Source organism: Enterococcus sp. DIV1368b, from assembly GCF_050529595.1.
Classification (GTDB): Bacteria; Bacillota; Bacilli; order Lactobacillales; family Enterococcaceae; genus Enterococcus_B; species Enterococcus_B mundtii.
Map to the genome: position 1 here is coordinate 346383 of NZ_CP172883.1, position 12237 is coordinate 358619.

Annotated in this window: 9 protein-coding genes; 6 read left to right on the forward strand and 3 right to left on the reverse strand. The window is 38.3% G+C overall.

Going from position 1 to position 12237, the window contains the following annotated elements:
- Positions 1-64: 64 nt before the first annotated feature.
- Together IGJ19_RS01670 and IGJ19_RS01675 are read right to left on the reverse strand one after the other, a co-directional pair.
- A complete protein-coding gene (locus IGJ19_RS01670; protein ID WP_034689906.1) occupies positions 65-1759 on the reverse strand; it encodes an oleate hydratase in 1695 nt (564 codons plus the stop codon).
- A gap of 48 nt (positions 1760-1807) precedes the next feature.
- Positions 1808-1936 carry a methanol dehydrogenase gene (locus IGJ19_RS01675; protein ID WP_074799651.1) on the reverse strand — a complete coding sequence of 43 codons (129 nt, stop codon included), beginning with the start codon at positions 1934-1936 and terminating at the stop codon, positions 1808-1810.
- Between the two features lie 232 nt (positions 1937-2168).
- Here IGJ19_RS01675 and IGJ19_RS01680 point away from each other — a divergent pair, with 232 nt between their 5' ends.
- The 3 genes from IGJ19_RS01680 (at position 2169) to IGJ19_RS01690 (ending at position 3538) form a co-directional block, all read left to right on the forward strand.
- On the forward strand, positions 2169-2420 hold the full coding sequence (locus IGJ19_RS01680; protein WP_430604325.1) for an AbrB/MazE/SpoVT family DNA-binding domain-containing protein: 252 nt from the start codon (positions 2169-2171) through the stop codon (positions 2418-2420).
- A 399-nt stretch (positions 2421-2819) separates the two neighbouring features.
- A complete protein-coding gene (locus IGJ19_RS01685; protein ID WP_430604326.1) occupies positions 2820-3182 on the forward strand; it encodes a DUF1622 domain-containing protein in 363 nt (120 codons plus the stop codon).
- On the forward strand, positions 3182-3538 hold the full coding sequence (locus tag IGJ19_RS01690; RefSeq protein ID WP_066026548.1) for a DUF1622 domain-containing protein: 357 nt from the start codon (positions 3182-3184) through the stop codon (positions 3536-3538). The genes IGJ19_RS01685 and IGJ19_RS01690 overlap by 1 nt, the downstream gene beginning before the upstream one ends.
- Before the next feature lie 236 nt (positions 3539-3774).
- Here the strand turns inward: IGJ19_RS01690 and IGJ19_RS01695 are convergent, their stop codons facing one another.
- Positions 3775-5205: a DNA-binding protein gene (locus IGJ19_RS01695; protein ID WP_430604327.1), complete on the reverse strand. Its 1431-nt coding sequence runs from the start codon at positions 5203-5205 to the stop codon at positions 3775-3777.
- A 497-nt stretch (positions 5206-5702) separates the two neighbouring features.
- Here IGJ19_RS01695 and tdc point away from each other — a divergent pair, with 497 nt between their 5' ends.
- The 3 genes from tdc to IGJ19_RS01710 all read left to right on the forward strand — a co-directional run bounded on the left by tdc (position 5703) and on the right by IGJ19_RS01710 (position 11722).
- Positions 5703-7538: a tyrosine decarboxylase gene (tdc, locus tag IGJ19_RS01700; protein WP_074799655.1), complete on the forward strand. Its 1836-nt coding sequence runs from the start codon at positions 5703-5705 to the stop codon at positions 7536-7538.
- A 27-nt stretch (positions 7539-7565) separates the two neighbouring features.
- Complete coding sequence (locus tag IGJ19_RS01705) at positions 7566-9020, forward strand: amino acid permease (protein WP_062805805.1); 1455 nt, start codon at positions 7566-7568, stop codon at positions 9018-9020.
- Positions 9021-9172: 152 nt separating this feature from the next.
- Positions 9173-11722, forward strand: coding sequence for an HAD-IC family P-type ATPase (locus tag IGJ19_RS01710; RefSeq protein WP_108144804.1), 2550 nt, complete (start codon positions 9173-9175; stop codon positions 11720-11722).
- The last annotated feature ends 515 nt before the right edge of the window (positions 11723-12237 follow it).

Consider the following 12237-nt stretch of genomic DNA (forward strand, 5'->3'; position numbering starts at 1 on the left):
TTTCCATAGGTGGAGGACTCTTGTTTTAGAACTGAAGCAGCACAGGAAAGTGGACTTCACAACCTCAATCAAACATTTTTTTCGCTGCACGCATCAACGTAGGGATATCTTTGTCATAACGTGGTGTTTTCACCAAACGTGACATTGGAATACCTGCAAAATGGAACGCAGCAATTTCTCCTGAACGAACAGCACTTTGTTCGGTAAAGATCATTTGGTAAGGCTGTTCAACGAACTCACCGGTAAAGGCAAGGTTTGTTGAATGTTTAGGAATGACTTTTGGTCGATCACTTTTCGCACGATTGTTGAATAAGGCAGAAGCATATGGCATGTAAACCGGAATATTATTGATGACACTATCGTAGATTTCGGTTTCTTTTTCGCGAATGTTTACTGGACCAGGATCAACTTTTGAAAGCTGACCAAGCAATTCTTCCAACATTTCTTTTCCGTTCATTTTAATATATTCTTTGTCGACAAATTCACCACGACGTCTTGGATACAAGAAGTAGCCCCAAATCACTGTTTCATTCGGTTTTTGTGAAGTGAAATGCGGTTGGTGATGCACGACGATCGACATATTGACATCTTTTTGACCAAGTGGGGTGATCGGTGTTGTTGAAATAAATGAATTCAACGCATTACCTGGTTCTTGTGTCGTGATACGTGTGATCTCGTTTAGCAACACATGATTTTTCGTTGTCAACGTAAAGCTGACCCATTCACTTGCGTCACGATCTGCGAAAAATTTATCTGGATTACCTAAATTGTAGAATTTTTCACTGGCTTTTTTCCACAAACTAGAAGCAGCACCGTAATCCATATTTTCCTCTGCGGGCGTTTCGTAGTCGCCAAGTGTTGCCGAATCAGTGATCGAACCATTCGTAAATAATACGCCAGTATCTCCATCAACGACGACATGTTCTTCTTCTTGTGTTTTTGTATTGATCATCTTCAAGCCTGTCACCGTGATTTCATCTTGCATCGCTGTTTCTTTGAATTCCCAGTCAACGACACGACGATTCAAAATGATTTTACATCCTTGTTCTTTCAAATAATTGATCAGTGGCAACATAATACTTTCGTATTGATTATAGCGTGTCCGATTGACCCCAACTAAATGCTCGATTTGAGTAAACTCATAAATCATTTGGTGCATATAGCGACGTAATTCTTGTGCAGAACTACGTGTTCGAAAAGCAAAAGTCGTTTCCCACATAAACCAGAAGTTTGTTTCAAAGAAATGAGGATCATCTTTGAAATACTCAGCAATCGTCACATTATCTAATTTTTCTTCTTCTGAATCAGGCATGGCAATCAGTTTCGTTAATAATACGCGATCTTTATTGTTGAAGCCTAATTTACCGCCATCAATGATTCCCTTGCCACCTTCCAACAAACGAGCTTTATCAAAAGTCGGATGTTTGGCATCGAAATCTCGTGTATCTTCTTCGGCTGTCATGCCCGGTTCTGTAGCAGAAGGGATGCGACTGAGTAGATCCATCAAATCGACATACGTACGGTAATTCAGCATACGTCCACCACGTGCAACGTATCCTTTTTGATTTTCTAAGGGGTGATTTTTGTTCCAATATTCATCAGTAACTGTGTCCACAGGAGCGCCATCATTTGATCCATGGTCATCTAAGGAGTAGAAAGTGATTTGATCTCCACGCCATTTGCCTTCTTGGATCAAATAAACAGCTGCTGCCATATTCGCGATTCCTGCACCAATCATAATTGCTTTCTTTTTTTGCATTGTCCAATCCTCCAATATCTCCTAAATCATTTTATTCTGGCTAATTTTCTAGATTGATTCAAATTCATCATAAAGGTGACTATCATCTTCTAGTAAGCCTGTTTTTTTGCCAAGATAAACAGCACCTATAGCGACTAGTCCTAAGCCAATGCCTACTTTCAACCATTTCTTGTTCATAAAAAAACCTCCTTTTGGTTTGTGAACTATTTCTACTTCAAAGCATAGAGCGTTTAGAAAAATAAGCCAAATGATAGGGTAAGGAAACAACCTGGGTTTTTGACAGTTTGGAGGAAGTGTCTGTTTTTTCGTGTGTTTTGTAATAAATTCTTAACAAAGAGAAGTAAAAAAAAATTTGGGAATGAGTTATAACGCGTTTTAATTCATGTGAATTCAGAAAGGTGTGGAAAAGATGAAGAGTTTAAAGGTGAGAAAAATTGGGAATAGTGTCGGTATCATTTTACCTAAGGAACTTAGGTTACATGAGGGGAATATTTTGAGCTATACGAAAGAAGGTACAACATTGATAATTGATACAAAAGAAGTGATGAGAGAACAAGACCGTAAAGAAGTAGAAAAAGCATTTACTGATTTCTCAAAAGGTTTAGTAGTTTCCGAATCTGAAATGAAAGATACTTTTAGTAAGTATGGTTGGGATGAGTAGATGGTGTATACGATCGTGTATTCGGAGAGTTTTCGCCAGGGGTTAGAGCAGTTGATCAATGGATGGGGAAATGAATTATTTTTATCTAAAGAAAATATTCGACATTTTACAAGGATGATCTATCAATCAATCGAACTTACTAAAAATTTTCTCGAAATGCATGAAGAAATATCTGCGTTGTATCATTTTCATGAACGTACATATCGTATATTAATCGGAAACAAATATGCCATATTTTACCGAATAAATAAAAAGAAACATCTTATTTTGATTGGCAATATTTTTCAGCAACGTCAGATGAAGCTCAGCGTTCAATAGCTAATAGTTAGTTTTGCTCAAACTGGACGAAACTCCGTACTCTTAGTAGGATAGGAGTAGAAGAAAAAGTGGGGTGTAAAGATGTTTAGTGAAACGTTGGTCCATTTGTTGGAATGGGTGACTGCGATTTTGAATATTTTCTCGATTTTAGTCTTATTGGTTGGAATTTTTTTAGTTTTAAAAAATTTGATAATGGAACGCCCATTGATCAAAGATTATGCGGTGCGTAATCGGCGGAATGCGGATATTCGAAAGTTACTAGCTAGTTATATTTTGTTGAGTTTAGAAGTACTGATTGTGGCAGATCTCATTGAATCCGTCATCAAACCAACTTGGACAGATATTTTAAAATTAGCATTGATCATTATCATTCGCACGATCATCTCTTATTTCTTAAATTTAGAAATCGCGAGTCATGTATCGCATGAAAGAAGGGAAGTTTGATGGAGATCAGTTGGATGACACTTCTTTATCCATATCTTGAATGGTTGGTCTTGATTTTAGATATTTTTGCCATTGCGGTCTTATTATGGGGTGGTTTTCTTTCGATCAAAGATTTTTTGAAAGATTCCTTGAACCCGTCATTCAAACAAAATGAACGGATTCATCAAAATAATGGCATCAAAAAAATGCTAGGTGGGTATATCTTGTTGAGTTTAGAGATATTGATTTCTGCTGGGATCATCGAGTCAATCATCAAACCGACATTACAAGATATTTTTCAGTTGGCCGCATTAGTGGTGATTCGTACGATCATCTCTTACTTCTTGAATAAAGAAATCGGTCCAGCGGATGTCTGAGTTTGCAGGATCATCATAGACAGAATGTGCAAATGATATTAGTATTCACGTCTCTTAAAATTGAATGAATAGTTTTTCAGAAAGTAACGATTATAAAAAAAGCTAGAAAAACCAAAATTTTGTAGGATGAATTTTTGGTTTTCTAGCTTTTTTTATGGAACTGTCTAGTTTTTTCACACGCTTTATTCGACAGAATAAATGTGTGCAAGAGTTACTATTACGAAAGTATGCCTCCCTCATGAACTATTTTTTACAAGCAATATAATCGCTTGTTCCACTGTTTCGACTGAGATTGGAATAACATGTTCCATGGACAAGGCAACAGGGGTGTAAAGTGTACGTTCACACAACAGCCGGTTAGAAGAGGCTGCCACAAAATCGAGAGCTTCTTTACTTAATTGTTTATAGATCACTGGCTCTACGGAAATGTCACATGTCGTAACGGCCTCTAAAGCTTCGCGATAAATCAAGTATTTGATATCTGAGTTGGTCACGATCCGCACAGTTAATTTTTGTTTATCTAAGCGTAAAATACCAGTCAATTCAATAACGAATGACCGCAGACAATTTGGATTGATCTTTAATTGATAAGGAAGTGCATGGCTCCAATCGCTAACGATCCGTTTTACTTCTTCAAATAACTCTCGTTGTTCATCGGTCAATAAATGAAATTTTTCAGGTAAGAACAATTGATAGTTTTTCCAAGCAGAACGCAAAATACGTATCAACGCACGCTCAAAAGCTTTGTTTCCAAGAAAAGGATGGTCAAAATGTTGTTCAAATCGTTGGATCAATTGTTTTGTCTCTGGATTATTTTCAATAAAGACCTGATGCAATTGGGCAAAATCATCTTCGATTGCTTCATAAGAATCAAATCCATAATCACATAGATTGAAGAGTATCAGAATAAAATAAAATTCATTTGGTTGAAAAAATTGCTTGAACGGACTTTCTTCCCAAGCAGCAAGAACGAAATGATAAATCGGTCTCTTTTTGATTTCATCGATGAATGATTGATCGATTGATAGCGGGGCATCTTTTTGATAGAACAGACTGATCAGAAAGCCTGTTTGCAAAATCTCTTGGGTATCCCGATCATAAATACGTCCACTTTTTTTAGTGACTGCTTGAATAAATTCTTGCGCTTGGACATCAAAGGAGCGAGGAAGAGAGAAGTCTGGCAATGTGCCTGTCCGATAGCTCACATTTAGCAAAACCAAGCGTCTTTCGATGTCAGTAAAGTGGGGGGAATGATGTTCAATAGCGATATCGCATGCTTGAAAGTAGTCTAACACTTGTTTCTTCAATGCATAAGCTTTGCTGACTGAAATAAATTCGAGTTCAGTCAATTGAATATAATCTGGTTCATCTTCTAAGTAAAGAAGGCAGGTTTTTAAAAATAAAGACGGTCGAGAGAGTCGTTGCATCAATTGGAAGCGAGAAGTTGTTGGTGCGAAGTATAAAGAATAGGTTTCTTTTTCTTTTGATTGATAAATGATTTGGTCGCTCAATTCTCTACTTAATGATTTGATATCATTAAGTAGAGTGGTTTGACAAACATGTAACAAAGTAGCTGTCGTTGGAAGATGGACTTCTTTATTTACATAAAACTGACCACAAAGAAAGAGTTGGCGTAAGAGATTTTTCTCAAGATAATGTTCAATCATGGGGAATCCTCCCTGTTTGTATAGTCATGCACAAGCACTTAGCTATTATGCCATGTTTTTTGTAGATACGCACCTATCACTTAATCTTTCTTAGCAAACAAGATGCTAAATTTACTTATATTTGTTATTGTATCTGTTTTATTTAAAAAAATTGGGAACTGATTGATAAAAAGAACCAAATAGAAAAAATAAATATGAATATTTTTCAACGAATAAGTACATTGGATTTCTTTTTTTTTGTTCGTGAATTAAACGTTATAATCAATAAATTGAACCATTCTTAGTAGGAAGTTTAGTCACATCGTTCGTTTTTTTTAGCTGAAAATACAGAATAATCAGACTTTATTTTTTTTGTCTTCAAAGTAAGAAATCTAAAGGTATGTTATTAAAAAAATTTTTTAAAATTTGGGCGTATAGTCAAACACGTAAACTGATCAAGAAACAACAGCCGGCTGATTATTTCCTGTGATCAGGTAATAAGAGAGGAGAAATGAATCATGAAAGATATGGATATCAAAGCCGTCTTTATTGGCGACAAAGCAGAAAATGGCCAAGTGTATAAAATGTTATTGAATAAGATGGTGGATGAACATTTAGGTTGGCGTGAAAATTATTTACCAGCTGACCTTCCCGCAATCAGTGAAGCAGACAAATCAACAACATCTTATCTTGCGACTCGACAACATATGATGGAAGTCTTAGATGAAGTCAGTGAACGAATGCGTGCCGGTTCAATTCCTTGGCATTCAGCCGGACGTTATTGGGGACAAATGAATGCAGAAACATTGATGCCAGCTTTGTTGGCTTATCACTTTGCGATGCTTTGGAATCCTAATAACGTGGCATTGGAATCCTCAATGGCCACATCACAAATGGAAGCAGAAATCGGAGAAGACTTTGCGAAGCTGTTCAGTATGCCGAATGGTTGGGGACATCTGACAGCGGATGGTTCGATTGCGAATTTAGAAGGTCTATGGTATGCCCGTTGTATCAAATCAATTCCTTTAGCGGTCAAAGAAACTTACCCTGAAAAAGTGAAGGACCTTTCGGATTGGGAATTACTTAATCTATCTGTAGAAGAAATCTTAGAAATGATCGAAACATTTACTGATGAAGAATTAGACAATGTCAAAGCTGCATCTTCACGAAGTGGGAAACACATCCAAGAATTGGGCAAATGGCTTGTTCCTCAAACCAAACACTATTCATGGATGAAAGCATTAGATATTTGTGGTGTCGGGTTGGATCAAATGATCGCGATCCCCGTTGATGACTGCTACCGAATGGATGTCCAAGTATTGGAAAAGACGATTCGTGAACTAGCTATCCAACATATTCCCATCCTAGGTGTGGTCGCTGTTGTAGGTACAACAGAAGAAGGACAAGTCGATCGTGTCGATCAAATCGTTGAACTTAGAGAAAAATTGAAAGATGAAGGCATTTATTTCTACCTTCATGTGGATGCAGCTTATGGTGGCTATGCTCGTTGTTTGTTCATGAATGAAGCGTATGAATTTGTGCCTTACGCATCATTAGCAGAATTTTATGAAGAACATCATGTTTTCCATCATGAAGTGAAAATCGAACGAAGTGTTTATGAAGGATTCAAGGCAATCAGTGAAGCAGAATCAGTGACCGTTGATCCCCATAAGATGGGTTACGTTCCTTATGCGGCTGGAGGAATCACGATCAAACATAAAAGTATGCGGAATATCATCTCTTATTTTGCACCTTATGTATTTGAAAAATCGGTTAAAGCTCCTGATATGTTAGGTGCCTATATTTTAGAAGGCTCAAAAGCTGGGGCAACGGCTGCAGCAGTTTGGACGGCGCACCAAGTTCTCCCTTTGAATGTCACTGGTTATGGTCAATTGATCGGTGCATCAATCGAAGCTGCTCAACGTTTCCGAGAATTTCTTGGTCAATTAAGCTTTACTGTCAATGGGAAAACAATTGAAGTCTATCCATTGAATCACCCAGATTTCAATATGGTCGATTGGGCATTCAAAGTCCAAGGCTGTACGGATTTAAAAGAAATCAACCGTTTGAATGAAAAAATGTTCGATGTGTCCTCTTATATGGAAGGGGATGTGTACGCAGAACGCTTCATCACTTCTCATACGACCTTCACGCAAGCGGATTATGGCGATTCTCCAGTGGCATTTGTTGAAAGCATGGGTGTTCCAAAAGAGGAATGGCAAAAAGAACAACAAGTTACTTTGTTGCGAGCTGCTATCATGACTCCTTATTTAACCGATGACAACATCTTTGATTATTACACCGAAGCCATCAAACACGCAATGGAAGAAAAACTAAGAGAAGTTCTTGCGTAGTTTTAGTGATAGAAAGAAGGATCGATCATGACAGACTCAAAATCTACCAAACAACTGTCAACGTTAACGTTTATTGGGATGACTTGCGCTTTAGTCGCAAGCGTCCGTAATATTCCTGATGTCGCTGCCACTGGTTGGACGATGTTGTTTTATATGTTAGTTGCTGTACTCTTTTATGCGTTTCCGATCTCTCTGATTTCAGGAGAGTTTGCAGGGATGTTTCCTCAAAAGGGAGGGCCAGAACTATGGGTCTCTCAATCCCTCGGTAGAAAATGGGGATTTGTCGTTTCTTGGCTTTTATGGGTTCAAATGTTTCCAGGAATGGTCATGGTTGCCTCAGCACTTGCCCCATTGTTTGGCAACATGGTCAATAACGTCCCATTGGGCTTGAATAGTAAATTCACATTACTCGTGATTTTAGTCGTTTATTGGATCATCACACTATTGAACTTAAAATTCGACATGGCAAAAATTGGCGGGAAAATCGGTGTCTGGTTGGGGTTGTATATCCCGTTGGCATTAATGCTCCTATTGGGTGTCGCAGCATGGATCAAGGTCGGTATCATGCCAAATGGAACATTAGGAAAATTTTCTTGGGATCTTTTAGTTCCCGATCCAAGTACTGCAAAATCATTCGTTTATTTTGCACCGATCATGTTCATTTTTACTGGAATCGAAATGTCTTCTGTTTATATCACTCGATTGGCACATCCAGTTAAAACTTATATACGCGGTATTTTCGCTGCGTTAGTCTTTTTATTTGTGGTAAACACGCTGAATGCGTTAGTCGTTGCCAATGTGGTACCAAAGGGTCAAATGGAGTTGAATAATATTGCCCAATCCATTTCGATCGATTGCCAAATTCTTGGCTTGCCACATATGATTGTGAACCTATTCAGCTTACTTGTATTTGTCGGTGTCGCTGTACAATTGTCTGCTTGGGCTTCTGGTCCAGCCAAAACTGTTACAGAAAGTGCAAGAAAAGGCGCGTATCCTCCTCGTTTCAATTTTTGGAAAACCAATGAATTTGATGTGTCAAAAGCGGTGATCTTGACACAATCCATTATCATTTCTGTGTTTGCACTATTTTATTTATTGATTCCAGGAGTCAATCAAGCATTTTTGATGTTAGTAAATGCAACGACAGTGATTTATTGTATCGTCTATCTTATCATGGGTGTCGCATTCTTACGTTTTAGAAAAACAAATCCAACTATCCCTCGTCCATTTCGAATCGGTAAAAAAGAGGGAAATGGGAATCTCGGTGCATGGCTTGTTGTGTTAGTCTTATTTGCAGCAATCGTTTTTTCTGTCGGACTTACATTAAAAGCTGGTACGTGGATCAACTTTGTGGCTGTCGCATTGATCAGTGGTATTCTTTTTGTTGCCCCATTATGTATCGAAAAAATTAGAAAACCTTCTTGGGAACAAGAAATAAAAAACAAATTGAGTGAACAAAAATCAACGAAGCAATCGGAGTAAAGGGGAAAATTTCGTTTGAAAAGCAAACCTAGAAACCTGGCTCATATTAAATCACACTAATTATTTCATGTTTGCCTGAAATAATCGACATAAGAAACCCTCCTTCTTACGTATAATAAGTATTATCAAATGAAATACAGGAGGGATTGCCGATGACATGGTACAAAGAAACTGCTGAACAAACAATGAATAAATTAAAGACGACCAAAGATGGTCTTTCAAATCAAGAACGTACCAGTCGTTTAGAAATACAAGGACGAAATGAAATAGAAGTAAAAAAGAAAGTGAGTCCGCTTCGGAAGTTTTTGAAGCATTTTACGGATTTGTTGATGATCATCCTGATGGTGGCTTCTGTCTTGAAGTTTTTAACGGGTGATTATATTGAAGGTAGTATTATTTTACTTGTAGTGATCATCAATAGTTTTGTTGGTTATTGGCAAGAAAGAAAAGCAGAAGAGTCACTCAATGGGCTAAAAAGTTTAATGAGTCAAGACGCAGTGGTTCTTTCTGAAGGCGTCAAGAAAAGTATCCCTGCCACTGAGATCGTGCAAGGGGATATAGTTAGTTTAACAGCTGGAGATGTCGTGCCTGCCGATATTCGTTTAGTCGAAACATATGGTTTGATGATCGAAGAAGCTGCGTTGACCGGTGAATCCGATGCGGTAGAGAAAATGAGTGAGCCGTTAGTCGATGAATTAGGCGCAGGAGATCAACTCAATATGGCTTTTTCAGGTACACTTGTCCAAGCTGGATCGGCGCTTGGTGTCGTCGTTGAAACAGGGAATACGACAGAGATTGGTAAAATCAATCAGGCATTACAATCAGTTCAACAACAAACGACCCCTTTGGTTCGCAAGATCCATCAGTTGAACAAGCAAATCTTCAGAGGAATCGTTTTTCTAAGTTTATTCTTGATTTTCTTTACCTCATTTAGGTATGGCTTAGAATGGAACTTTTTATTCTCAACGATCATTGCGTTGATCGTTTCTATGATCCCCGAAGGCTTGCCAGCGGTATTGACGATGATCCTCTCACTGGGGGTCAATGAAATGGCACAAGAACAAGCGATTATCAAAGGACTACCTTCCGTTGAAACACTTGGTTCAATGACGGTGATCTGTTCAGATAAAACGGGTACGTTGACTAAAAATGAAATGACTGTTGTGGAAACAATGACAGAAGATGAGACACGCTTACTTGAAATCATGAAAAATTGTCAAGAAGTGCAAACGAAAGATGATCAAGTAGTTGAAACGTTGAGTGGCAATCCAACTGAGCTGGCTTTATTACGATACACAGCTGAACAGAATCTTCCCCTAAAAACGGCGCTTGCTAAACTGCCATTTAGCTCAAGTTATAAATATATGGCAACATTGCATGAAGAACAGGACCATGCAGTAGTGTTTGTCAAAGGAGCGCCAGAAGTTTTATTATCGAAATCTTCTTTGTCACAATCAGAACAGCAACAATGGATCAACCAAGCATCACAACTAGCAAAAAAAGGCCAACGTGTATTAGGGTTCGCCTACAAGCAATTGCCTATTGAGCAAGAATTAGACCATGCACAGTTGCAACAACTGACATTTGTTGGGATTGCAGGAATCATTGATCCACCAAAAGAGAGTGCGATCCAAGCGGTAAGAGAGTGTCAGCAAGCAGGGATCTCGGTGAAAATGATTACTGGTGACCATAAAGACACAGCCCAAGCAATTGCTGATCAAATCGGGTTGAAGCATACGAGTAATGTCCTTGAAGGGATCGATATCGATCGACTCTCTGATCAAGATTTAGCGAAGAAAGTGAGCAAAGTCGATGTCTTTGCTCGAACGACTCCGGAGCATAAATTAAGGATCGTAGAAGCTTTGCAGAAGAATGGTGAAATCGTTGGGATGACCGGTGATGGTGTCAATGACGCGCCCGCATTGAAGCGAGCAGATGTGGGAATCGCTATGGGGATCAAAGGAAGTGAAGTCAGTAAACAAGCCGCAGATATGGTCTTAGGCGATGACAACTTCCATACGATCGCTAAAGCAGTCAAAGAAGGACGTCGGATTTTAGATAATTTACAAAAAACGATCAGCTTCTTCTTACCTACATCTTTAGCACAAGGTTTGGTGATCATCTGGGCATTACTTGCGAATCAGCCATTGCCTTTGACACCGATCCAAATCTTATGGGTCAATATGGTGACAACAATCACGTTATCCTATGCGTTAGGCTTTGAACAAGCAAGTAAAGACACGATGAGTCGGCCACCAAGAGATCCTAACCAAGGGATTTTGACTAAGTACAATGTTTTCCGGATTTTCTATGTGTCCCTCTTGATCATTATCCCAGCTTATTGGTTGGCAATGCAGTTTGAAGGTCAAGCCTTACAACAAACTGTTCTTTTACAAAACATTGTTGCTGCCCAAGCCGTCTATATGATCAATTGCCGTGAGCAAGTCGATGCTTCATTGAACAAAGGCTTCTTCCAAAATAAATTCTTATTTATTTCATTAGGTATTTTATTTGTCCTCCAAACTGGAGTCATTTATCTACCCTTTGCGCAACAAGTCATTGAAACAACAAGTTTGAGCTTTGCTCAACATTTACCAATCCTTGCAAATGTACTTCTATTATTTACAATCGTAGAAGTCGAGAAACGAATCAGTAAAACATGGATCAAAAGAAAAGAAAGAGAAGCTTTTGCCGGTAACTGAGAATCGTCGATCGTTCAAGAGATAAAGGCAAAGCGGCAGTCTTCCCCTAGGTTACAGTAGAGGAAGGCTGTCGCGTTTTATGTTTTAATGCTTGGAGCTGAACGCTTCTTTTACAACCTGATAAATGGTGTTCAAGAAGCAACACTTCAATAATAAGCCAAAAAAATCAAAAATGAAAAAGCCATTTTCGATTTTTCTTTCTTATTACTCAGTGCTGAACGCTTCTTTCACAACCTAGATAAACGGTATTCGAAAAGCTGACCTTCAACATTAAGCTGAAAAATCAAAAAATATGGAAAGCTATTTTCTGATTTCCCATCTTACTGCTCAGGTCATAACGCTTTTCTCACAACCTAGATAAACGGTGTTCAAAAGCCAGCTCCTTCAATATTAAGTCAAAAATCGAAAAAATATGAGAAGCTATTTTCTCAATTTCTGCCTTAATACTTGGAGCTGAACGGCTTTTTCACAACCTATGATAAACGGTGTTCGAAAAGCTGACCTTCAACATTAAG